The 23312-nt window shown below is 73.3% G+C and carries 22 protein-coding genes; 14 read left to right on the forward strand and 8 right to left on the reverse strand.

Annotation, left to right across the window (positions count from 1 at the left end):
- Positions 1–12 precede the first annotated feature (12 nt).
- Positions 13–1284, reverse strand: a complete 1272-nt coding sequence (locus ACWPWV_RS09670; protein ID WP_454042710.1) for an APC family permease — start codon at positions 1282–1284, stop codon at positions 13–15.
- Positions 1285–1411: 127 nt separating this feature from the next.
- Here ACWPWV_RS09670 and ACWPWV_RS09675 point away from each other — a divergent pair, with 127 nt between their 5' ends.
- A complete protein-coding gene (locus ACWPWV_RS09675; RefSeq protein WP_454042711.1) occupies positions 1412–1657 on the forward strand; it encodes a hypothetical protein in 246 nt (81 codons plus the stop codon).
- 12 nt (positions 1658–1669) lie between these two features.
- On the forward strand, positions 1670–2845 hold the full coding sequence (locus tag ACWPWV_RS09680; RefSeq protein ID WP_454042712.1) for a YhjD/YihY/BrkB family envelope integrity protein: 1176 nt from the start codon (positions 1670–1672) through the stop codon (positions 2843–2845).
- Positions 2846–2932: 87 nt separating this feature from the next.
- Here the strand turns inward: ACWPWV_RS09680 and ACWPWV_RS09685 are convergent, their stop codons facing one another.
- A complete protein-coding gene (locus ACWPWV_RS09685) occupies positions 2933–4822 on the reverse strand; it encodes an alkyl/aryl-sulfatase (protein WP_454042713.1) in 1890 nt (629 codons plus the stop codon).
- Between the two features lie 155 nt (positions 4823–4977).
- Between ACWPWV_RS09685 and ACWPWV_RS09690 the strand changes: the two genes are divergently transcribed.
- A complete protein-coding gene (locus tag ACWPWV_RS09690; RefSeq protein WP_454042714.1) occupies positions 4978–7149 on the forward strand; it encodes a hypothetical protein in 2172 nt (723 codons plus the stop codon).
- A gap of 28 nt (positions 7150–7177) precedes the next feature.
- On the opposite strand, the gene ACWPWV_RS09695 is transcribed toward ACWPWV_RS09690, so the two are convergent.
- From ACWPWV_RS09695 to ACWPWV_RS09710, 4 genes are all read right to left on the reverse strand, one after another.
- Positions 7178–7636 carry a VOC family protein gene (locus ACWPWV_RS09695; protein WP_454042715.1) on the reverse strand — a complete coding sequence of 153 codons (459 nt, stop codon included), beginning with the start codon at positions 7634–7636 and terminating at the stop codon, positions 7178–7180.
- Positions 7633–8568 carry a helix-turn-helix transcriptional regulator gene (locus ACWPWV_RS09700; protein ID WP_454042716.1) on the reverse strand — a complete coding sequence of 312 codons (936 nt, stop codon included), beginning with the start codon at positions 8566–8568 and terminating at the stop codon, positions 7633–7635. Before ACWPWV_RS09700 ends, ACWPWV_RS09695 begins: the two co-directional genes overlap by 4 nt.
- A 47-nt stretch (positions 8569–8615) precedes the next feature.
- The gene (locus ACWPWV_RS09705; protein WP_454042717.1) at positions 8616–9200 is read right to left on the reverse strand and encodes a DapH/DapD/GlmU-related protein; all 585 of its coding nucleotides are present in this window, start codon (positions 9198–9200) and stop codon (positions 8616–8618) included.
- An 86-nt stretch (positions 9201–9286) separates the two neighbouring features.
- Positions 9287–10183: a helix-turn-helix transcriptional regulator gene (locus ACWPWV_RS09710; protein ID WP_454042718.1), complete on the reverse strand. Its 897-nt coding sequence runs from the start codon at positions 10181–10183 to the stop codon at positions 9287–9289.
- Positions 10184–10323: 140 nt separating this feature from the next.
- Here ACWPWV_RS09710 and ACWPWV_RS09715 point away from each other — a divergent pair, with 140 nt between their 5' ends.
- From ACWPWV_RS09715 to bsh, 3 genes are all read left to right on the forward strand, one after another.
- Entirely contained in the window at positions 10324–11346 is a 1023-nt protein-coding gene (locus tag ACWPWV_RS09715; protein ID WP_454042719.1) for a zinc-dependent alcohol dehydrogenase family protein, read from the forward strand.
- Positions 11347–11419: 73 nt separating this feature from the next.
- Complete coding sequence (locus tag ACWPWV_RS09720; protein WP_454042720.1) at positions 11420–11818, forward strand: (R)-mandelonitrile lyase; 399 nt, start codon at positions 11420–11422, stop codon at positions 11816–11818.
- Between the two features lie 105 nt (positions 11819–11923).
- The gene (bsh, locus tag ACWPWV_RS09725) at positions 11924–12877 is read left to right on the forward strand and encodes a choloylglycine hydrolase (protein ID WP_454042721.1); all 954 of its coding nucleotides are present in this window, start codon (positions 11924–11926) and stop codon (positions 12875–12877) included.
- Positions 12878–12905: 28 nt separating this feature from the next.
- On the opposite strand, the gene ACWPWV_RS09730 is transcribed toward bsh, so the two are convergent.
- A complete protein-coding gene (locus ACWPWV_RS09730) occupies positions 12906–13262 on the reverse strand; it encodes an iron chaperone (protein ID WP_454042722.1) in 357 nt (118 codons plus the stop codon).
- Between the two features lie 197 nt (positions 13263–13459).
- Between ACWPWV_RS09730 and ACWPWV_RS09735 the strand changes: the two genes are divergently transcribed.
- The 7 genes from ACWPWV_RS09735 (at position 13460) to ACWPWV_RS09765 (ending at position 20913) form a co-directional block, all read left to right on the forward strand.
- Entirely contained in the window at positions 13460–14395 is a 936-nt protein-coding gene (locus tag ACWPWV_RS09735; protein WP_454042723.1) for a cold-shock protein, read from the forward strand.
- Positions 14396–14495: 100 nt separating this feature from the next.
- Entirely contained in the window at positions 14496–15884 is a 1389-nt protein-coding gene (locus ACWPWV_RS09740) for an alanine--tRNA ligase-related protein (protein ID WP_454042724.1), read from the forward strand.
- A 272-nt stretch (positions 15885–16156) separates the two neighbouring features.
- The gene (gene dnaK / locus ACWPWV_RS09745) at positions 16157–18040 is read left to right on the forward strand and encodes a molecular chaperone DnaK (RefSeq protein ID WP_454042725.1); all 1884 of its coding nucleotides are present in this window, start codon (positions 16157–16159) and stop codon (positions 18038–18040) included.
- Complete coding sequence (grpE, locus tag ACWPWV_RS09750) at positions 18037–18708, forward strand: nucleotide exchange factor GrpE (RefSeq protein ID WP_454042726.1); 672 nt, start codon at positions 18037–18039, stop codon at positions 18706–18708. Before dnaK ends, grpE begins: the two co-directional genes overlap by 4 nt.
- 151 nt (positions 18709–18859) lie before the next feature.
- Positions 18860–19870 (forward strand): DnaJ C-terminal domain-containing protein, encoded by a 1011-nt coding sequence (locus ACWPWV_RS09755; protein WP_454042727.1) that lies wholly within the window; start codon positions 18860–18862, stop codon positions 19868–19870.
- A 148-nt stretch (positions 19871–20018) separates the two neighbouring features.
- The gene (locus ACWPWV_RS09760; protein ID WP_454042845.1) at positions 20019–20423 is read left to right on the forward strand and encodes a heat shock protein transcriptional repressor HspR; all 405 of its coding nucleotides are present in this window, start codon (positions 20019–20021) and stop codon (positions 20421–20423) included.
- Between the two features lie 181 nt (positions 20424–20604).
- The gene (locus tag ACWPWV_RS09765) at positions 20605–20913 is read left to right on the forward strand and encodes a DUF1540 domain-containing protein (RefSeq protein ID WP_454042728.1); all 309 of its coding nucleotides are present in this window, start codon (positions 20605–20607) and stop codon (positions 20911–20913) included.
- Between the two features lie 149 nt (positions 20914–21062).
- Here the strand turns inward: ACWPWV_RS09765 and ACWPWV_RS09770 are convergent, their stop codons facing one another.
- Positions 21063–21860, reverse strand: a complete 798-nt coding sequence (locus ACWPWV_RS09770; RefSeq protein WP_454042729.1) for a hypothetical protein — start codon at positions 21858–21860, stop codon at positions 21063–21065.
- Between the two features lie 205 nt (positions 21861–22065).
- Here ACWPWV_RS09770 and ACWPWV_RS09775 point away from each other — a divergent pair, with 205 nt between their 5' ends.
- Complete coding sequence (locus ACWPWV_RS09775; protein WP_454042730.1) at positions 22066–22908, forward strand: sigma-70 family RNA polymerase sigma factor; 843 nt, start codon at positions 22066–22068, stop codon at positions 22906–22908.
- Positions 22909–23312: the final 404 nt, after the last annotated feature.

A 23312-nucleotide genomic window follows, 5' to 3' on the forward strand; every position in this document is an offset into this window, starting at 1 on the left:
ACCGCGTCGCGGTCAGGCCGCGCGTCGCTCTCGCCGTCGCACGCGCCACCACCGGAGCGTGACGCCGACGGCGAGCACGACGACCCCGGCGACGACGGCGGACGGCGGTAGCGTCACGACGAGCGCGACGCACCCGACGACCCCGATCGCCTGGAGCGCCCGCGGGTAGAGCCGGTGACCGCCGGTCTGCCGCAGCGCGGACAGGTTGGCGACGAGGTAGTACACGAGCACGCCGAAGGACGAGAACCCGATGGCCCCGCGCAGGTCCGTCGTGAGCACGAGGGCGACGACGACCGCGCCCACCACCAGCTCCGCGTGGTGCGGCACCGCGAACCGGGGGTGCACCGCACCGAGCCAGCCGGGCAGGTCGCCCGCCCGCGCCATCGCGAGCGTCGTGCGGCTCACGCCCGCGAGCAGCGCGAGGAGCGCCCCGACGCTCGCCGCGACCGCGCCCACGGCGACGACGCCAGGCGCCCAGCCCCACCCGCCCGCCGCGGCGACGTCGGACACCGGTGCGAGGGACGTCGCGAGCGCGTCCGGACCGAGCACCGCGAGGAGCGTCGCCGCGACCACGCCGTAGAGGACGACGACGATCCCCAGGGCGAGCAGGATCGCGCGCGGGATCGTCCGGCGCGGGTCGCGCACCTCCTCGCCGAGCGTCGCGACGCGCGCGTAGCCCGCGAACGCGAAGAACAGCAGCCCGGCGGACTGCAGGACGCCGTACCAGCCGCCGTGGGCGCCGTCGGCGTCCACGACGGTCGACCAGTCGGCCCGCCCGCTCGTCGCGCCGGCCGCGACCGCCACGGCGAGGGCCACGAGGGTCAGGGCGACGAGCAGCCGCGCGGCCTGCGCCGTGCGCGTCACGCCGCGGTACCCCACGGCGGTCAGCAGCACGACCACCGCCACCGCGACGGCCCGCTCCCACCCGGGGGGCGCCGTGTAGGCACCGACGACGAGCGCCATGGCGGCGCAGCTCGCCGTCTTCCCGACGACGAAACCCCACCCCGCGACGTAGCCCCACCACGGGCCGAGGTGCTCGCGCCCGTACACGTACGTGCCGCCGGACGTCGGGTGCTGGGCCGCGAGCTGCGCGGACGACGTCGCGTTGGCGAGCGCCACGAGGGCGGCGAGCGCGAGCCCGACGAGCAGGCCGGTGCCGGCAGCCGCCGCGGCAGGCGCGAACGCCGAGAAGACGCCCGCGCCGATCATCGACCCGAGACCGATCGTCACGGCGTCGGCGGTGCCGAGCCGACGGGCGAGGGTCGGGTCGTCGCGGTGCTCCACGGGGGCAGCGTGCCAGACGTCGGTGTCCGCCGGGTGAACGCCCTCCAGTTGTGGGTGCCACGGACCGACCTAGGTTCGGGGGAGGGCGTCGGCCGACGTGCCGACCACATCGACGAAGGGGACGCTGATGAGCGAGACGGAGCCGCAGGGCGGCGGGACGGCCGAGGAGCGGGGCCGCGGGGACGACGTGCGGGGCGAGCCGGACATCGGCACCGCAGGCGCGTTCCCCGCGCTCGCGAACGACGCGCTCCCGAAGGACCCCGACGTCCCGACGGACGTCGACCCGGGCGACCCGCGGCGTCCAGCGGACGGTGGCGAGCTCGACGACGAGGGCGGCTCCCGGTCCGACGGCCCGTCCGGCACCGACGACTGAAGAGGGCGCGACATGACCGACAGCGACCGCGCCGGGCAGCGCACCGACGTCCCGGCCCCGGACGACCGCCGCAAGCCCGACGACCCGACGGACCTGCACGCGCCGTCGTGGAAGTACTCCCTGAAGAGCACGGTGAGCCAGTTCTCCCGGGACCAGTGCCTCGACCTGGCCGCGGGGCTGACGTACTACGCGGTCCTCGCCGCGGCGCCCGCGCTGCTGGCGCTCGTCTCGCTCCTCGGCCTCGTGGGCGACGCGGAGAGCATGGTCAACCGGGTGATGACCTTCCTCGAGGGGATCGTCCCGGAGGACACCCTCCAGACCATCCAGCCGCTCGTCGAGAACGCTGCCGGGGGCGGCGGGCGGGCCGGCTTCGCCCTGGTCGTCGGTGTCGCGCTCGCGCTGTGGTCGGCGTCCGGGTACGTCGGAGCGTTCGGCCGGGCGATGAACCGCATCTACGAGATCGACGAAGGGCGGCCGATCTGGAAGCTGCGCCCCGTGATGCTGCTCGTCACGGTGGTCACCGTGGTCCTCGCGGCGCTCGTCATCGCGGCGCTCGTGCTCACCGGGCCGATCGCGCGCTCGGTCGGGGACGCGATCGGGCTCGGCTCGACGGCCGTCACCGTGTGGAACGTCCTCAAGTGGCCCGTGGTCCTCGCGCTGGTCGTGGTGCTCCTGGCGGTCCTGTTCCACGCGACGCCGAACGTGCGACAGCCCAGGTTCCGCTGGATCAGCGTCGGCGCGGTCGTGGCGCTGCTCGTGTGGGCGATCGCGTCGGCCGGCTTCGGGTTCTACGTCGGGAACTTCGGGAACTACGGCGCGACGTACGGCTCGCTCGCGGGCATCATCGTGTTCCTCCTGTGGCTGTGGATCACGAACCTCGCGCTGCTGTTCGGCGCGGAGCTGGACGCGGAGCTCGAGCGAGGCCGGGAGCTCCAGGCGGGCATCGCGGCCGAGGAGAGCATCCAGCTGCCGCCGAAGGACACGAAGGCCAGCGACAAGCGCGAGGCGAAGCGGCAGGAGGCCATCGAGCAGGGACGCGAGATCCGTGAGTCCGCCGCCGCCAACGGGGCGGACGGTGACCGGGCGGACGGACACCCGACGGACGGTGACCGGGCGGACGGTGACAGTGCGGGCACCCGGCGCGACGGGCGCGAGCGCGACCCTCGCTCCGAGACGGCCGGGTCCTGAGACGCCGGACCCCGGGTCGCGTCCCCTCCACGCACGTGGAGGGGCCGCGACCCGGGGTTAGCCGTCTCTACGGGAGCTGCCCGGGCGTCACGGCGTGACGATCGCGAAGTCCTTGTCGCCGGGCTGGAGCAGCGCGCCGAGCCGCGCGAGCGCGGAGACGTCGCCCTCGGTCCGGATCCCGGCTTCGGCGAGCTGGTCGGGCGACAGCGCGCCGAGCGCGATGGCCGGCAGCGTCCGCCGTGTCGTGGTCAGGGTGAGGTCTGCCGTGCCGCGCTGGGGCGCACCGCTGTAGGAGAGCACCCCGTTGGCGAGGCGGAGGCGGTAGCGCTCGTCGGTGTCGGTGAGGACGACGTCGATCGTGAGCCGCTCGTCCCACGCGCGAGGTCCGTCGACCTGGACCGCGATCGCGTCGAAGAGCAGCGTCGGGGTCAGCTGGGCCACGACGTCGGGCGCGTTCGTGTCGGTCGGGGTGCCGAACTGGCCGTCGCGCAGCTCCGTGGCCCCGGAGAGGAAGAAGTTGCGCCAGGTGCCGTTCTCCGAGCCGTAGCCGAGCTGCTCGTAGGTGTCCGCGAGGAGGTCGCGCGCCGCGGCGTGGTCCGGGTCGGCGAACACGACGTGGTTGAGCACCTCGGCGACCCAGCGGTAGTCGCCGGCGTCGAACGACGCCCTGGCCTTCTCGACGACCGCGTCCGGCCCGCCGCCGAGCTCGACGTACCGCTTCGCGCGCTCGACCGGCGTGTGCTCCCACAGGTGTGCCGGGTTGCCGTCGAACCATCCCATGTAGCGCTGGTAGATGGCCTTGACGTTGTGGCTCACGGAGCCGTAGTAGCCACGCGTGCTCCAGCTGTCCTCGAGCGCCGGCGGGAGGGTCATCTGCTCGGCGATCTCCGGACCTGTGAGTCCCTGGTTGATGAGCCGAACGGTCTGGTCGTGCAGGTACCCGTACAGGTCACGCTGGAGGGAGAGGAAGTGGATGACCCGCTCGTTGCCCCACGTCGGCCAGTGGTGCGACGCGAACACGACCTCGACGTCGTCGCCGAAGAGGTCGATGGTCTCGGTGAGGTAGCGCGACCAGCCGTGCGGGTCGCGGACCACGGCACCGCGGAGCGTCAGCAGGTTGTGCAGGTTGTGCGTGGCGTCCTCGGCGGCGCAGAGCGCCTTGTGGTCGGGGAAGTAGAAGAGCATCTCCGACGGCGCCTCGGTGTCCGGCGCCATCTGGAAGACGATCCGGACGCCGTCGACCGTCTCCTCCTGGCCGGTGGTCGTGATCTCCACCGTGGGGACGACGAGGCTCACCGAGCCGACGGACGTCGTCTGCCCGAGCCCTGCACCGACCTGTCCCTGCGGGCCACGGGTGAGCGCTGCACCGTACATGTACCCGGCCCGTCGCGTCATCGCGGTCCCGGCGTAGACGTTCTCCGCGACGGCGTGCTCGACGAACCCGGCCGGCGCGAGGACGGGTACCCGTCCCGAGTCGACGTCCTCCTGGTCGACGATCCCCCTGACCCCGCCGAAGTGGTCGACGTGGGAGTGGGTGTAGATGACGCCCGTCACCGGGCGGTCGCCGCGGTGCTCGCGGTAGAGCGCGAGCGCGGCGGCCGCCGTCTCGACCGAGATGAGGGGGTCGATGACGATCACGCCCGTCGTCCCCTCGACGAACGTGACGTTCGACAGGTCGAGGCCGCGCACCTGGTAGATGCCCTCGACGACCTCGTAGAGGCCCTGCTGGGAGACGAGCTGCGACTGCCGCCACAGGCTCGGGTTGACCGTGTCCGGGGCGTCGCCCTGGAGGAAGGAGTAGGTGTCGTCGTCCCAGACGACCCGCCCGTCCTCGGCCGTCACGGCGCTGGGGCTCCGCCGGCCGATCAGGCCGCGGGTCGCGTCGTCGAAGTCCTGGGTGTCGGAGAAGGGCAGGCTCTCGAGCAGCGCGCGCTGCTGCTGGACGATGGCGTCGGATGCTGGCTTCGGTGTCGACATGCTCGGAGCATCCCAGCGCTCCCTCCGGAGTGCATCCGGAACGGGACCGCGGTATCGCGCGCGCACGGTAGAGTTCGCCGACGCCCACGGGGCGCCGGCCGCGTGGCGGCCGTGGAGCGCGGACGACGGAGACGCCGGTGGTGCAGGGACGTGGGGTGCGCGGGAGGTCTCGCGCGGGAGAGCCGGTCGGCCGGGCGGCGCGACGAGGAGCGACGGGGCTGCTCGTCGCAGGGCTCCTCGGAGCGAGCGTCGTGGTCGCGCCCGGTGCGGCGGCGGAGGACGACGGGCTGGACGAGACGTCGCAGAGCAGGTTCGTCCTGGAGGCCGGTGCGGGCGCCGTCGCCGCATCCGTGACGGTCACGATCCGCAACGTGCAGCCCGACGACGGCGCGTACTTCTACTACTGGGACAGCTACGCGATCCCCGTGCCGGTGAGCGCGACGGACGTGCGGGCCACGAGCGACGGCGCCGAGCTGTCGGTCTCGGTCGAGCCGACCGAGGACCCCGGCACGTCGCTCGCGACCGCGAGGTTCTCCCCGCTGAACTACGGCAGGTCGCGCACCATCGAGTGGACGTACTCCGTGGCCGGCGAGCCGATCCGTTCCGCCGGTCTCACGCGGGTGGGGGAGGGGTACGCGACGTTCCCCGTCCAGGGGATCGGCGAGCCGGGACAGGTGGGCGTCGACGTCGTGCTCCCCGCATCGATGACGTTCGACGCGACGACCGACGTGTTCACGAGGAGCGAGGAGGGCGGGGTCGTCACGTACTCCACGCGCGAGAGCACCGACGAGTACGGGATCTGGGCCGTCGTCTCGGCACGCGACCCGGAGGCGGCCGACGAGCGCGCGCTGGAGGTGGGCGACACCACCCTGACCCTGCAGAGCTTCCCCGGTGACGGCGAGTGGGCCGACTTCGTCGAGACGCAGGTCGAGAAGGGGCTCCCGGTGCTCGAGGACGTCATCGGCCACCCGTGGCCCGGCGGGCTCGAGGTCATCCGCGAGGACGTCTCGCCGCAGGTGCTCGGGTATGCGTGGTTCGACCCCGACGCGGACGAGATCGTCATCCCGGAGGACCTCGACGAGGGCCTGCTGTTCCACGAGCTGACGCACGCGTGGCTCGACCCGGTGCACGTCCGCGAGCGCTGGCTGTACGAGGGCCTCACGGAGGTCGTCGCGGAGCAGGTCGTCGCCCGGACCGGCGGCACGTTCGAGGGCTGGGACGTGCCGGACCGTGCCGCCGAGGTCGCGGTGCCCCTCGCCCAGTGGACCGAGCCGATGGGCGAGGCCGCCGAGGCGGTCGACGAGTACGGGTACGCGGCGTCGTACACCGCGGTCTCCGAGCTCCTCGCGGATCTCGACGACGAGACCTTCACGGAGATCGTGGCGGCGTCGTACGCCGGCGAGAGCGCCTTCGAGGAGGCGGGCGCGGCCGAGAAGAACGGCGGCCGGACCGACTGGCGCCGGTTCCTCGACCTCGTCGAGGTGCGAGGCGGCGTCGGCGACGCCGCGGACGTCTTCCGGACCTGGGTGGTCGACGGCGCGGACGCCGACCTCCTCGACGGGCGCGCCGACGCCCTCACGACGTACGCGGTGCTCGACGAGACCGACGGCCCGTGGCAGGCGCCGCTCGGTGCACGGTCGGCGATGACGCACTGGCGCTACGCCCAGCTCGACGACGCGGTCGCCGCCCTGGGCGACGCACCCGGCGACGCGAGCGTCGTGCAGGACGCGGCCGAGGAGACCGGCCTCGCCGTCCCGGCCGGCGTCCGCGAGGCGTACGAGGCGGCCGCCGACGCCGAGGACTACGCCGCCGTCGCGGCGCTCCTGCCGCGGGCTGCCGGGGCGATCCGGAGCGTCGGGCAGGCGTCGGACGCCGCAGCGGTGGACCGCGACCCCGTCTCGCGTCTCGGCGAGCTCGTCCTCGACGTCGACGGCTCGGCGGCTCAGGCCCGGACCGTGCTCGCGGGGGGTGACCTCGACGGCGCGGTGGGGCTCGCCGACCGGACGAGCACCCGCGCCGGCCTCGCCACCTGGGTGGGCGTCGCCGTCGTCCTGCTGGGGGTCGCGGTGCTCGCCGGCGCGGTCCTGACCGTCCGTACCGTGCGGAGGCGGCGCGCGGCACCGGCCGCGGACGTCGTTCCGGACGCCGAGCCGGGACCGGGAGAGGTCGTGGCTCCCGCCGCGGAGCCGGAGCCGGCGGCGGACGTGGCTCCCGACACCGAGCCGGAGCCGGAGCCGGCGGCGGACGTGGCTCCCGACACCGAGCCGGAGCCGGCGCCCGCGCCGGCGGAGGACGACGAGGAGCGGCGGCCCGCCCCGGTCCCGTGAGCAGCGCAGGACGCGCGGTGCGGGTCGGCTACCGCCGGGCCGGTTCGCCGCGATAGCTGCCGAAGGACCACAGGTTGCCCTCGGGGTCGGCGCACGCGAAGGTGCGGCCCCCGTAGTCGGGGCTGCTCAGCGGCTGGACGATCCGTGCCCCTGCGGCGACCGCCCGGTCGTGGACCTCGTCCACCCGGTCGGTCACCACGTAGGCCCCGCCGGTCCCGGGCTGCTGGGTCCACGGGGTGCCGGGCCGGTCGCTGCCGAGCATGACCCCACCTCCCTCGGGCCAGGTCAGCTCGGCGTGCTGGACGACGTCCCCGTCGGCGTGCACCGCCGTGGCGGTGAAGCCGAGCACCGTCGTGAGGAAGTCGATCAGGGCGTGCGCGTCCCGGGCGCGGAGCGTCGGCCAGACGCTCGGGGCCGGGACGCCGTCGGCCGTGCTCGTGTCCGTGCTCGTCGGTCTGCTCTTCTGTCTGCTCGTCTCCGTGCTCATGGCACCACCCTGCCGCGCGGGCCACCGGCAGAGATTGAAGGTTTCGGTGGAGCCTGTCCGTCGTCGCCCTCCGGGTACCCCTCGGCGGCGAGCGTGCCGAGCTCCTCGGCCAGCCAGCGCGACGGGCTGGTCCCGACGAGCGAGCCGAAGTCGCGCGTGAGGTGCGCCTGGTCGGCGTACCCGCACCGGGCGGCGACGTCCGCCAGACCCACGTCACTGCCCTGGGCGACCCGGCTCCCGATCAGCTGCTTCGCCCGCTGGAGCCGGAGCAGGCGGTTGAACCGCTTCGGGCCGACGCCGAGCTCCGCGGTGAAGACGGCGTGCAGCTGGCGCGGGCTGAGCAGGACGTGGTGGGCCAGGTCGGAGACCCGGCCGGTGCCGCGGTGCCGCACGAGCCAGCCCCACGCCTCGGCGACCTCCGCCCGGACCGGTGGACGGTCGGCGGCCCGGTCCACGCGGCCGCGGAGGAATTCCTGCACCAGGAGGAATCGCTCCGGCCAGTCGGTGGTCTCGATCAGCCGCGCGCGGAGACGGCCGATCTCCGGACCGGCCACGTCGCTGCCCTCGACCGTCCGGTGGCACAGCTCCGCGGCGGGCACGCCGAGGACCGCCCGCGCGGCCGTCGGGAGCAGCGCGACCTGGATCCCCGACTGTGCGGGTGGCTGGCGGACGTAGGCCGGGCGCGTGTGCAGCCCCGCCGTGACGACGTCGACGCGCGTGGCCGACGGCCCGGACGCCTCCTCGACGGACCAGCCGGTGACGACGGGCTCGTCGAGCGTGAGGATCAGGGTCAGGTGGGGCGACGGCAGGCCGCGGTGGATCGGGCGGTCGACCCCGTGGGCGTCGTACCCGACGACGGAGTCGGCGACGCCCGGCATCATGCCGTCCGCGCGCCGGAACTCCCACGCGGGGACCTCGGCAGGGCGAGCCATGGCTCCATCGTGGCACGGTGGTCCGGGCAGGGCCCAGGGCTCGTGCGTCAGGCGCCGGAGGAGTCGAACCCGGTCGCGCGGATGGTCCGGGCCGGCACGCCCGCGACGACGGTGTCGGCGGGCACGTCCTTGGTCACGACCGCGCCCGCGCCGACGATCGCGCCGTCGCCGATCGTCACGCCGGGGACCACGGTCACGGCAGCACCGATCCACACCCGGCGGCCGATCACGACGGGTGCGGGGACCATGTCGGCGCGCCGGGCCGGGTCGACCGCGTGGTTGAGAGTGACCACGGTGGCGCCGTGCCCGACGAGCGTCCCGTCCCCGACGGTGATGCCGCCGGCGTCCTGGAAGCGGCAGCCCATGTTGAGGAAGACGTCGCGCCCGAGGACGAGGTTCTTCCCGAACTCGCAGGAGAACGGCGGGAACACCGTCACCGACTCGTCGACCGTCCGGCCGGTCAGCCGGGACAGCAGCGCGCGCACCTCCTGCGGCGTGCGGTACCCGCCGTTCAGCTCCGCGGTGATCCGCAGCGCCTCCTGCGCGGTCTCGTGGAGGAACGCGTGCTCGGCGGAGCCGCCCTCGATGACGTCTCCGCGACGCACGTGGGCCAGGAAGTCCTCCAGCAGCATCGGTCGGTCCTCTCGTCGGGGGTTCGGGCGGTTCGGGGGGCCGGGCGGTGCGGTCCCGCCTCGGGCGTCGGTCGGGCGCCGGTCGGTCATCGGTCGGTCACCGGGGCGACGGCAGCGTCTCGGGAGCCGACGGTGTCGGCCGCCCAGGACGCCAGCAGGCGAAGGCGCTCGGCCGACGGGGAGCCCGGCTCGGCCGTGTAGACCAGCAGCACCTGGCCGGGCTCGGCCGTGATCGCGAGCTCCTCGTAGGCCAGCGTGAGGTCGCCGACGACGGGGTGGTGGAAGCGCTTGGTCCCGGCACCGTGCGTGCGCACGTCGTGCGCGCCCCACAGCCGGCGGAACGTCTCGCTGCGCGTCGACAGCTCGCCGACGAGGTCCTGCAGGCCCTTGTCGTGCGGGTCCCGGCCCGCCTCGGCGCGCATGATCGCGACGCACATCTCGGCGAACAGGTCCCAGTCGGGGTAGAAGTCCCGCGCCGCCGGGTCGAGGAACTGGAACCGGGCCAGGTTCGGCGTCCGGCCGCCGTCACCGACGACGGGGGAGTAGAAGGCCCGGCCGAGCGCGTTGGTCGCCAGGAGGTCCTGGCGCTGGTCCCGCACGAACGCGACGCCGTCGGTGATCGCGGACAGCGCCCACTGCAGGCTCGGCCGGGGCGCCGGCGACCGGGTCGCGCGGCGCCGCGCGCGTCCCGACGACGGGACGCCGTCGGCCGCACGCGCGAGGTCGAACAGGTGCGCGCGCTCCGTGTCGTCGAGCTGCAGCGCCCGGGCCACCGCGTCGAGGACGGACGCCGAGGCCCCGCCGACCGCGCCGCGCTCGAGCTTGGCGTAGTACTCCACGCTCACGCCGGCGAGGCTCGCGACCTCGCTGCGGCGCAGACCCGGGACGCGCCGGTTCGCCCCGCCGACGACGCCCGCCGCCTCGGGGGTCACCTTCGCGCGCCGCGACACGAGGAACTCCCGCACGTCCGCCCTGTTGTCCATGGTTCGAGGTTAGGCCGGTCGGGGTGCCCCTGCGGGAGTCCCTGTCATGGGGTGCACTGGTGGTACACCCCACCACAGGAACTCCCACGGGGGCGGGATCGCGTGCAGGCTCGAGCTACCCGAGAGTGAAGGAGAACCTCATGCGTGGCGTGATCATGCACGGCCCCGGCGACGTCCGGGTCGAGGACCGCGACGACCCGACGATCGTCGACCCGACCGACGCGATCATCCGTCTGGCCGCGACCTGCATCTGCGGGTCCGACCTGTGGCCCTACCGCGGGGCCGACCAGGTGGACCACGCGAAGATGGGCCACGAGTACGTCGGCGTCGTGGAGGAGGTCGGTGCCGAGGTCGTGACCGTCGCGCCCGGCGACTTCGTCGTGGGCTCGTTCGTCATCTCCGACGGGACCTGCGAGATCTGCCGCTCCGGCTTCCCGTCCAGCTGCGTGCATCGTGTCTTCGTCGACGGCGCCATCGGCACGCAGGCGGAGAAGGCGCGCATCCCGTTCGCCGACGGCACCCTCGTCGCCACCCCGGGGCAGCCCGACGCGGACCTCGTCCCCCACCTGCTGGCGGCGTCCGACGTGCTGGGTACCGGCTGGTTCGCCGCCGTCGCCGCGCAGGCGGGGCCGGGCAAGACCGTCGCCGTGGTGGGGGACGGCGCCGTCGGTCTGATGGGCGTGCTCGCCGCCAAGCAGCTCGGCGCGGAGCGCATCATCGCGATGTCGCGGCACACCGACCGCCAGGACCTCGCACGCCACTTCGGGGCGACCGACATCGTGGAGGAGCGTGGCGATGCGGGCGTCGCACGGATCAAGGAGCTCACCGGGGGGCTCGGCGCCCACTCGGTGATCGAGGCGGTCGGCACGCAGGAGTCGATGGTCCAGGCCGTCGGCGCGACGCGTCCCGGCGGGAACGTCGGCTTCGTCGGCGTGACCCACGATGTCGAGCTCCCCGGCGAACTGCTGTTCTTCTCCCAGGTGCAGATCCTCGGTGGCCCCGCCCCGGTGCGTCGCTTCCTGCCCGAGCTGATCCGGCTCGTCTGGGACCGGACGATCGACCCGGGCAAGGTCTTCGACCTCACCCTGCCGCTCGAGCAGGCGGCCGAGGGCTACCGGGCCATGGACGAGCGCCGCGCCACGAAGGTGCTCCTGACCCTCTGACCCTCGACCCACTGATGGGCCGCCCGGCCGCCTGACCGAGCGGCAGAACTCCCCACGAGAGGACACGACCCTCATGAAGCTGACGCGCAGCGGTGGCCGCACGGCCCCGGGCCCCGGGGACTGGTTCACCGGGACGGTGTACGTCGACGCCGTCCGTGACCCCGACGAGCAGTCCTCCGTGGGGTGCGCCCACGTGCGGTTCGCCCCGGGTGCTCGCACGGCCTGGCACCGCCATCCCCGGGGGCAGACGCTGTACGTCACCGACGGAATCGGGTATGTCGCGACCCGCGGTGGTGAGGTCCAGGAGATCCGGCCCGGCGACGTCGTCTACGTCGAGCCCGGTGAGGAGCACTGGCACGGCGCGACGGCGGACCGGTTCATGGCTCACGTCGCGATGCAGGAGGCTGACGACGAGGGCCAGGTCGTCACGTGGCTGGAGCACGTGACCGACGACGACTACGGCCGCCGCTGACCTGCGGAATCCTGTCCCAGGTGCTCGAGACCATTCCCGGATGCATCCTGGGACAGGGACCGGCGCGGCGCCCGGCCCCGCCGGGCCGACCGACAGGGGGACGCCATGTGCACGGGCATCAGGTTCTCGGACGGCCACGACAACCTCTATCTCGCACGGAACCTCGACTGGACGAGCGGCTACGGCCAGCAGGTGGTGGTCACGCCCACGGGGTACGCGCCCCGGTCGCCGTTCGGGGCGGTCCCCTCCATCCGGCACGCGACCATCGGCATGGGCATCGTGGAGGACGACACGCCGCTCTACTTCGACTGCGGGAACGACGCGGGGCTGGCCGTGGCCGGGCTCAACTTCCCCGGGTACGCGGACTACGCGCCGGGACCCGTCGAGGGCGCGACCAACGTCGCCGCGTTCGAGTTCCCGCTGTGGGTGTGCTCGCAGTTCGCGAGCGTCGACGAGGTCGAGGCCGCGCTGGCGGACGTGGTGATCGTCGACAGGCCGATCAACGACAGGTACCCGAGCTCCTTGCTCCACTGGATCATCGGCGACGCCAGACGTGCCGTCGTGGTGGAGCACACGAGCGACGGCATGCACGTGTTCGACGACGACGTCGACGTCCTGGCGAACCAGCCCGGGTTCGCGTGGCACCACGAGAACCTGCGCAACTACCTCAACACCTCGCCGGAGTTCCCCGAGGAGGTCGAGCTCGGCAGGGCACGGCTCGCGCCGTTCGGCTCGGGCTCGCACATGCGGGGCATCCCGGGCGACTACTACTCGCCGTCGAGGTTCGTCCGTGCGGCGTACGTCAACGACCACTACCCGACCAAGGTGAGCGAGGAGGAGAACGTCAGCCGCGCGTTCCACACGCTCCAGCAGGTCGCGATGGTGGACGGCTGCGCCGCGATGGGCTCGGGCGAGTTCGAGATGACCATCTACACCGGGCTCTTCTCGTCCCGGACGCAGACCTACTACTGGAACACCTACGACGACCCCACGATCCGGAGCGTCGCGCTGGCGGACCGCTCGCCCGCCGGGACGGAGCTCGTCGTCGCCCAGGGCTGAGTCGCCTGGGGCTGCCGTCGCCGAGCCGTCAGGCCAGCGCCTCCTCGCGCGACGCCCGGACCAGCCGTTCGACGAGGTCGTCCGGGACCGGTCGGCGCGGCGAGAAGGTGATGCCGGTCTTGGTAGCCCTGAGCCCGGCGTCGGCGATCTCCTCCGCGTGGTCGGCGAGGGCGCCGGGGAGCAGGTAGAGGCCGCACTGCTTGCTGAACGCCGCGTAGCTCGCGACGACCGAGCCGCCGACGCTGAACCCCGGCATGCCGTAGGCCACGATCTCGTCCGCCTCCGGCAGGGTGCGGGACAGGAGCGACCGCAGGTGTGCCAGCGCGGGCCGGAACTGCTCGGGCGCCGCGGCGATGTACGCGTCGTGGTCGGTGCTCGTCGTCATGGGAGGTGCCTCGCTCTCGGGTCCTCGTCGTGGCTCAGATCATCGCGCACGCGCGCCGTGGGCGGCCTCGCGTGCGACGGGTGCACGTGCCGCGCACGGGCCCGGTGCGACGCCGGCGGCGGCCGGACTCCCCCGTCCGCGGTTCCGTCGGGGACACTGGATGACAGCAACCTCTGCCGAGACAAGGAGTACGCGCGGTGCCCCAGGGAACTGTCCGATGGTTCGACGCCGACCGAGGGTTCGGTTTCATCGACCTCGGGAACGAGGCCGAGGACCTGTTCGTGCACGCGTCCGAGATCGTCGGTGACGACGGTCCGAAGGTCCTCCGCGAGGGGCAGGTCGTCGAGTTCGAGATGGGCGAGGGCGACCGTGGCCCGCAGGCGCGCCGCGTCCGTGTCACGGGCGACCGGGCCGCCGACGCGGCCGTGGGCGTGCTCGGCACCGTCGCCTGGTACGAGCCGGCCAAGGGCTACGGCTTCGTCACGCCCGACGACGGCCGCGGCGAGATCTTCGTGCACAGCTCGGCCATCGTCGGGGGCGGGGTCGTCTCGGAGGGGCAGCGGGTGGCGTTCCTCGTCGTGGACGGGGAGAAGGGGCCGCAGGCGGACCACCTGCTGCCGCTCGCGGCCCAGGCCGCCCGGCCGGACGTGCCCTCCGACGGCGCGGACGGCACGGTGTCCTGGTACGACGACACCAAGGGCTTCGGGTTCGTCGCTCCCGACGGGGGTGGCGACGACGTCTTCGTCCACGTCAGCGCGCTCGGTCACGGGCTGACCGAGCTCTCCGAGGGTGCGCGCGTGACGTATGACGTCGTCGCCGGCGACAAGGGACCGAACGCCCGCAACGTGCAGCTCGTGCGCGGCTCCGGGAGCGCGCGCGGGGCCGGTGACCGCGGACGGTCGAACCGTCCGTCGGGATCCGGCGCGCCCGTGCGCGGAGGGCAGGGCATCGTCGCGCGCTACGACGCGGACCGCGGTTTCGGCTTCATCACGCCCGACGCCGGGGGCGCGGACCTGTTCGTGCACGTGTCGGTCGTGCGGGGCGCCGAGGTCCTGGAGGAGGGCGACCGGGTCCGGTACAAGGTGCGTCAGAGCGACCGGGGGCCGCAGGCCGACAGCGTCGAGCTGATCTGAGCGAGCCGGCCCTCCGACGTCGCGACCTCGTCGTGAGGAGCGTCGCCGACCGCAGGGATTGCCCTGGAGGTCCGCCCGCGCGGTCCCTAGGGTCGACGAGATGGACGCCCAGGAGATCCGCTCGGCCTACCTCGAGTTCTTCGTCGCGCGAGGGCACGCCCTGATCGAGCGAGCGCCCCTGGTGCTGCGCGAGGACCCGACGACGTTGTTCACGGGTGCGGGGATGCAGCCGTTGATGCCCTACCTGCTGGGCGTGCGGGAGCACGGTGCCGGGCCGCTCCTGGTCGACTCGCAGCCGTGCGTGCGGGCGCAGGACATCGACGAGGTCGGGGACCGACGGCACACGACCTTCTTCGAGATGCTGGGGAACTGGAGCCTGGGAACCGCCGACGTGGAGCAGCAGGTCCGGTGGTTCGCCGAGTTCCTCACGACGGTCGGTGTCGACCTCGGGCGCCTGTACGTGACGTGCTTCCGCGGGTCGCCCGAGCACGGGATCCCGCGTGACGACGCGGCGGCTCGGGCCTGGGTCACGGTCTTCACCGAGCACGGCGTCGCGGCACCGCTCGTGGACGTGGGCTCCCGTGCGGACGGCGACCGTGAGGGGATGCGCGGCGGTCGGGTCTTCCTCTACGACGCCGAGGAGAACTGGTGGAGCCGCGGAGGCGGCCTGGAGGGCACGCCGGTGGGCGACCCCTGCGGACCGGACTCGGAGGTGTTCTACGACCTCGGGCACGAGCACCACGACCCGTCGGTCGGCGAGCCCCACCCCGCGAGCGAGGGCGGACGGTTCGTCGAGATCGGCAACCAGGTGTTCATGCGCTACCGCCGCACCAGCGAGGGCTTCGTCGCGCTCGACGAGCCGAGCATCGACTTCGGGGGCGGGCTCGAGCGCATCGCCGCGGCCGCCGCGGGGACCCCCGACGTGTTCGACGTGAGCCTCCTGCGCCCCCTCGTCGACCGTCTCGAGGAGCTCAGCGGTCGCACGTACGCGGAGGACCCGCGTCCGTTCCGCGTGATCGCGGACCACGTCCGTGCCGCGACGTTCCTCGCCGCCGACGGGGTGCGCCCGAGCAACAAGACCCACGGGTACGTCCTGCGGCGGCTCGTCCGTCGGGCCGTGGTGCACGCTCTCCATCTCGGCCTGGAGGAGAGGTTCGCCGACGACCTCGTCGCCGTCGTGGCCGAGACGTACGGCGAGAGCTACGCGGGCCTGGTCGAGCAGCGCGAGGAGCTGAGCGCGGTCCTCCACGACGAGGAGGCACGCTTCCGTCGCACCGTGCACCGGGGGCTACGAGAGCTCGACAAGCTCCAGGGCGCGACCGTCACCGGCGAGGACCTGTTCGTGCTCGCGGACACGTGGGGCTTCCCCGTGGAGCTGTCGGTCGACGAGGCCCGCCGCCGCGGCATGGCTCTCGCCACGGACTGGCGAGAGGTCTACGCGCTGCACCGTGAGCGCCAGCGCACGCGGTCGCGCGCAGCGGTCCGCTAGGGGAACCCGGCTCCGTCGGGCGCGCTGGGGTGCGGACGTCGCCGTGCCCGGCCCTCGCGTCCCGCCGACGGGGCGAGCCGGCGCCGCCGGGAATGAACGGCTCGCGACCAAGGTTGAGCCAGGTGGACTCAAGTACGGCCGGGTGGACTTGCGAGACCCGCCACCAGGTGCCTACCTTGAGTGAAGCAGACTCAACCCGGTTCGCCCGGGCCACGGTGCGCCGTCGCGCGCCGGGGGACCGAGGCGACCAGAGCACAACGGAGGCAGCACACATGGCACGAGCAGTCGGGATCGACCTCGGCACCACCAACTCGGTCGTCGCCGTCCTGGAGGGCGGTGAGCCCACCGTCATCGCGAACGCCGAGGGCTCGCGCACGACGCCGTCGGTCGTCGCGTTCTCCAAGACCGGCGAGGTCCTCGTCGGCGAGGTCGCCAAGCGCCAGGCGGTCACGAACGTCGACCGCACCATCAGCTCGGTGAAGCGCCACATGGGCACCGACTGGAACGTCGAGATCGACGACAAGAAGTACACCGCGCAGGAGATCTCCGCGCGCATCCTCGGCAAGCTCAAGCGGGACGCGGAGGAGTACCTGGGCGAGCCCGTCACCGACGCGGTCGTCACGGTCCCCGCGTACTTCAACGACGCCGAGCGCCAGGCGACCAAGGACGCCGGCCAGATCGCGGGCCTCAACGTGACCCGCATCGTCAACGAGCCCACCGCGGCCGCGCTCGCGTACGGCCTGGAGAAGGGCAAGGAGGACGAGCTCATCCTCGTCTTCGACCTGGGTGGCGGCACGTTCGACGTGTCCCTCCTCGAGGTCGGCAAGGACGAGGACGACTTCTCCACGATCCAGGTCCGCGCGACGTCGGGCGACAACCGCCTCGGCGGCGACGACTGGGACCAGCGCATCGTCGAGCACCTCATCAAGCAGGTGAAGAACAGCTCGGGCGTCGACCTGTCCAAGGACAAGATCGCCCTGCAGCGTCTGCGTGAGGCCGCCGAGCAGGCGAAGAAGGAGCTGTCGTCCGCGACGAGCACCAACGTCTCGATGCAGTACCTCTCGATGAGCGAGAACGGCCCCATCCACCTGGACGAGAAGCTCACGCGCGCGCAGTTCCAGCAGATGACGCAGGACCTGCTCGACCGGACCAAGGCCCCGTTCCACAAGGTCATCTCCGACGCGGGCGTCTCGGTCTCCGACATCGACCACGTCGTGCTCGTGGGTGGCTCCACCCGTATGCCGGCCGTGACCGACGTCGTGCGCGAGCTCACCGGCGGCAAGGAGCCCAACAAGGGCGTCAACCCGGACGAGGTCGTGGCCGTCGGCGCCGCGCTGCAGGCCGGCGTCATCTCGGGCGACCGCAAGGACGTCCTGCTCATCGACGTGACCCCGCTGTCCCTCGGCATCGAGACCAAGGGCGGCGTGATGACCAAGCTCATCGAGCGCAACACGGCCATCCCGACCAAGCGCAGCGAGATCTTCTCGACGGCCGAGGACAACCAGCCGTCGGTGCTCATCCAGGTCTTCCAGGGCGAGCGCGAGTTCGCGCGCGACAACAAGCCGCTCGGCACGTTCGAGCTCACCGGCATCGCGCCGGCCCCGCGCGGCGTGCCGCAGATCGAGGTCACCTTCGACATCGACGCGAACGGCATCGTCCACGTCGGCGCCAAGGACCGCGGCACCGGCAAGGAGCAGAAGATGACCATCACGGGCGGCTCGGCGCTGCCCAAGGAGGACATCGACCGCATGGTCAAGGAGGCCGAGGAGCACGCGGCCGAGGACAAGAAGCGTCGCGAGGAGGCGGAGACCCGCAACCAGGCCGAGGCGTTCGTGTACTCGACCGAGAAGCTCGTCTCCGAGAACAAGGAGAAGCTCCCGGCCGACGTCGTCACCGAGGTCGAGGCCGACATCGCGTCGGTGAAGTCCGCGCTCGAGGGCGAGGACGCCGCCGCCGTGAAGACGGCGCACGAGAAGCTCGTCACGTCCTCGCAGAAGATCGGCCAGGCGCTGTACGCGTCGGCCGAGCAGGAGCAGGCGGCAGGCAACCCGGGGGCGGCGCAGGACGACGCGACCGCCGCGGCGGGTGCCGGCTCGGCGCCTGACGAGGACGTCGTCGACGCCGAGATCGTGGACGACGAGGACGACAAGAAGTGACGTCGGACGACGCACGGGGCCCCGAGGAGCAGGCCGGCGAGACCGGTCAGGGCCCCGAGGACAAGCCGTTCCAGTTCACCGACAAGCGCAAGGTCGACCCGGAGACCGCCCGGCCGCGCGAGAGCGCGGCCGGGGCAGGGCCGGCGGCCGACGCGGGTGTCGCCGCAGGCGACGAGGCAGGGCCGGACCCGCTCGAGGGGCTCGACTTCGAGCCCTCGGGAGAGGCCGAGGTCGACGCGGCCGTCCTCGCCGCGAAGGCGGAGGCGGCTCAGCACCTGGAGTCGCTCCAGCGCGAGCGCGCGAGCTTCACGAACTACCGCAACCGGGCGCTGCGCGACCAGGAGGCCGCGCGCGCCAAGGGCGTGGAGGACGTGCTCACCGCGCTCCTGCCCGTGCTCGACGACGTGGACCGCGCCCGCCAGCACGGCGAGCTCACGGGCCCGTTCGCCGCGATCGCGGACAAGCTCGACGCGAGCCTCGAGCGGTTCGGGGTCCAGCGGTACGGGACGGTCGGCGAGGAGTTCGACCCGACCGTCCACGAGGCGCTCATGCACCAGACCGAGCCCGAGGCCACGGCGACCACGATCAACCTCGTGATCGAGCCGGGCTACCGGATCGGCGAGCGCGTCGTGCGCGCCGCGCGCGTCTCCGTCGTCGGACCGGAGTAGCGCAACCCTCGTGCCCGACGGCGCGGCGCACCTTCCGCGCGAAGGTGCGCCCCGTCGTCGGGCACGGCACGATCACGACCGGAAGCACACCGCAGCACCGTACGAAGGACAGGACCACGACCGCACGAACCACCACCGGGAGGGAGGCGCCATGACCGGACAGGACTGGATGGAGAAGGACTTCTACGCCGCGCTCGGCGTCCCCAAGGACGCCGACGACGCCGCGATCAAGAAGGCGTACCGCAAGCTCGCCCGCCAGTACCACCCCGACCAGAACCCGGGCGACGACGCCGCGGAGGCGAAGTTCAAGGAGATCGGCGAGGCGTACGCCGTGCTGTCGGACCCCAAGGAGCGCGAGCAGTACGACGCGATCCGCGCGATGGCGGGCGGCGGCGCCCGGTTCTCCGCGGGCCCGGGCGGTGCCGGCGGCGCGGGCTTCGAGGACCTGTTCGGCGGCATGTTCGGCGGTGGCGGCGCCCCGGGCGGGGCGCGCGTGCGGTACTCGACCGGCGGCCAGGGCGGGGCGGGGTTCGAGGACATCCTCGGCTCGATGTTCGGTGCCGGTGCCGGTGCCGGCGGTCCCCGGTTCACCGGCCAGGGATTCGGCGGGCCGCAGGCCGGCGCCGACGTCGCCGCGACCACGACGCTGCCCTTCCGCCAGGCGGTGGAGGGCTCGACCGTCACGTTCACCGTCGACGGCCGCCAGGTCACGACGCGCATCCCGCCGGGCGTGCGGGACGGCCAGAAGATCCGCCTGCGCGGCAAGGGCCGCCCGGGCGGCGGGGGCGGGCCCGCCGGTGACCTCGTCGTCACCGTCCACGTCACGCCGCACCCCGTGTTCGCGCTCGACGGGACCAACCTGCGCGTGAGCGTCCCCGTGACGTTCGCCGAGGCGGCTCTGGGCTCGACGATCTCGGTCCCGACGCTCGACGGGTCCACGGTCAAGGTCAAGGTGCCCGCGGGCACGCCGTCGGGCCGGACGCTGCGCGTCAAGGGCCGCGGCGTCCGGACGACGAAGGGCACGGGCGACCTGCTGGTGACCGTCCAGGTGGTCGTCCCGCAGAAGCTGTCGAAGGCGGCGCGCGCCGCGGTCGAGGCGTTCGCGGCCGAGACCGACGGCCAGGACGTGCGCGCCGACCTGGTGCGCCAGGCGGCGGAGTGACGGAGGTGGCGTCGTGAGGCGGGACCAGGCCGCGCGGCGTCCGGCCGACGCACCGCGTCCGGCCGACGCGCCGCACCCGGTGGAGACCCAGGACGTCCCCGGGGACGCACCCGTCCTCGTCATCTCCCAGGCTGCGGCCCTCGCGGGCATGCACCCGCAGACGCTGCGCCAGTACGACCGTCTCGGGCTCGTCGTGCCGCGCCGCGCCGCCGGGCGCGGGCGGCGGTACTCGTTGCGCGACGTCGCGAAGCTGCTCGAGGTGCAGCGGCTCAGCCACGACGAGGGCATCAACCTCGCCGGGATCCAGCGCATCCTCGCGCTGGAGTCGCAGGTCGAGCGGCTCGAACGGCGGCTCGAGGCCCTCTCGGCGCGCGTCGAGCCGGGCGGACGCGTGTTCGCCGCGGCGGCGAGCGGCGACGTCGTCGTGGTCCCGCGCGGCCGCAGCGTGCGCCGCGGGGTCGACGACGCCCTGCGCGAGACGTTCGCCGAGCAGGCCGAGGCACGCGCGCTCGTCATCTGGCGGCCGTCCGCCCGGTCGCACGACGACCGCTGAACCCGCTGGAGGGCGCGGCGCGCGGGACCTGTCGTCGCATTCCGAAAGAATGATGTGCGCTAATTGAATGCACGCGCAGCAATTGTTAGTCAGGCCTTGCTTGCTATACACGAGGGAATTCCGGGAATACCGTGGAGAACGGAAGCCCGGCCCCCCGGGCCCTCGGAGCGAGGAGACAACGATGAGCAGCCTCATGGAGATGCCGCAGGTCGTCGAGTGTTCGATCGACGGGTGCGGGTACAACCACGACCACGGGTGCCACGCCGGCGCGGTGACCATCGCCGGCCACGTCGGAGACGCCGAGTGCGCGACGTTCATCCCGCTCGGCACCAAGGGCGGCCTGGAGAAGGTCCTCGCGCACGTGGGCGCCTGCCAGCGCACGGAGTGCGTCCACAACGAGTCGCTCGAGTGCTCGGCGCCGTCGATCCGCGTCGGCGCGGGACCGTCCAGCGAGGACCGGGCGGACTGCCTCACCTTCACCCCGCGCTGACGCGCGGCAGACCTCGCCGGAGGCGGCCCTGCCGCCCGCCGGACCGCGAGGACGCCCCACCCCTGACGCCCCGGGACGAGCGCTCACCCGCTCGGACCGGGGCGTCGTCGTGCCCGGCCCGCACCGGCCGCACGCCCGGGGCGGGCCGCTCAGCGCTGCAGCGTGTCGAGGAGCGCGACGGCGGCCGCGTGGGTCCCGGGCAGCGGCTCCGTCCAGAGCCGCGGCGGTCGCCGCAGGATCGCGGACACGCCGAGGGACAGACCGGTGCGCTCGATGCGACGGCGCAGCTCCGCCCGGACCGCCTCGCCGTCGACCAGCCGTTCGCCGAGGACGACGAACAGCCCGTTGCCGAGCGACGCCATGGGATGGCCGTCGCCGAACGTCTGCGTCAGCGCACGACCCATCGCCGCCGACCGGGCGAAGCGCTGCCACCCCGTCAGGTCGTCGACGGCCACGTCCACGACGAGCAGGCCGTGGGTGTCGCCGACGGGCACGCCCGACCGCTGCGCGGCGCCGTAGGTCTCGCGGAGGCGGTGGGTCAGGTACTGGGGCGTCGCGAGGCCGGACTCGGGGTCGAGGACCTCGGGGGAGACCGGGGTCGCGGCGTACCCCTCGGCCCACCCCACCGCGACGGCGCGCAGGAGCTCGTGGTCGGGCTCGCGGTCGTGCGAGCGGTACAGGCACGCCACGTCGTCGATCGCCTCGCCGATGCCGACCCCGGCCTCGCCGCGCGCGTGCCCCAGCCGCTCGGCGGCGGGCGTGACGTCCTGGCGGTCGATCACGGCCTCGGCGAGCGCGTCCACGGCGGGGTGGTACCAGTCGCCGGGGCGCAGCCAGACGCTCTCGGCGCTCCTCGCGCGCCAGGTCTCCCGCAGGCGCTCGGGGGCAGGCGCGGCGTACCCCTGGATGTGGTCCATGTAGATGAGACGCGCCAGGGCCTCGGTCATGACGCGGGTTCGACGAGAATCTTCGGCGAACCCGCTACCGCGGGTGAGAGGAACCCGCGGTAGCGGGTAAAGACGGGACGAAGCAGGACGGTTCGACCGCTCGGCAGGTCGATGTGCGGGACCCTCTCCCCGGAACCTGGACGGGCGTCTACCATGAGCACCGTCGTACGTCTTGCTGCAGCAGGACGATGTCCGAGGCGGTGGCATGACTGAGGCGCGAACACAGGTGTCCAGCGAGGCGTTGAGCGACGCCGAGCTCATCACGGCCGTGCGCGGAGGCGACCCGGAGGCGTACGGCGCGCTGTACGAGAGGCACGCCGCCGCGGCCCACACCGTGGCCCGGCAGTACGTGCGCTCCAGCGTGGACGCCGACGACGTCGTCTCGGACGCCTTCGCCCGCACCTTCTCGGTCCTGCAGAACGGCGGCGGACCCGACGTCACCTTCCGCGCGTACCTCTTCACGGTCGTCCGGCGGCTCTCCTACGACCTCGTCAACGGTGCCCGGCGTACGCAGCCCACGGACGACGAGCGGACCTTCGAGTCCGCGTTCGGACCGATGGCCTCGACGGAGGACCCCACGCTCGAGGGCTTCGAGCGCTCGATCGTGGCGCGGGCCTACTCCGAGCTGCCCGAGCGGTGGCGCGCCGTCCTCTGGTACACGGAGGTCGAGAACCTCCCGCCCGCCGAGATCGCGCCGATCCTCGGGCTCACCGCCAACGGTGTCTCCGCGCTCGCCTACCGGGCGCGCGAGGGCCTGCGCCAGGCCTACCTCCAGCAGCACCTGACGTCCGTCCCGGCCGAGGAGTGCCAGGGCGTCAACCCGCTGCTGGGCTCGTACGTGCGCGGCGGTCTCGCGAAGCGCGAGACGGCGCGGGTCGAGAGCCACCTCGACGGCTGCGGCGAGTGCCGCGGGCTCGTGCTCGAGCTCGGCGACGTCTCGCACGGCATGCGGGCGGTCATCGCACCCCTGGTCCTCGGGATCCTGTCTCTTATACACATTCCGAGCCCACGAGACGGACTCCTATCTCGTATGCCGTCTTCTGCTTGAAAAAAAAAAATTAATCCATATCCCTCTGAAGATTCTTTGATTCTCTACTTCCTGTAGCTTTTTTATTCCTTATGGCCGGGTCCGGGGCGGGGCAGGGCGCCTCCGGCGGTGCCGCCGGCTCGGGCGGGGCCGGGTCCGGAGGTGCCGCAGGCGGGGCCGCGGGCACCGGTGGTGCAGCAGGCACCGGAGGCGCGGCGACCGGCGGGGTCGGCGCCGTCGGCGGCGGCGGTGCCGCAGCAGGGACCGGCGCGGCCGGGAGCGTCGTCGTGGGCGGCGGCGCCGCGGGCGGCGGGGTCGCGGCGGCGGGAGCCACGGCCGCGGGAGCCACCGCGGCAGCCGGTGGTGCGGGGGCGGCGGCAGCGGCCGGCGGCCTCCGCGCTCGTCGCCTCGGCTCCTCTCGCGGC

It is taken from the genome of Cellulosimicrobium sp. Marseille-Q8652 (assembly GCF_965112045.1).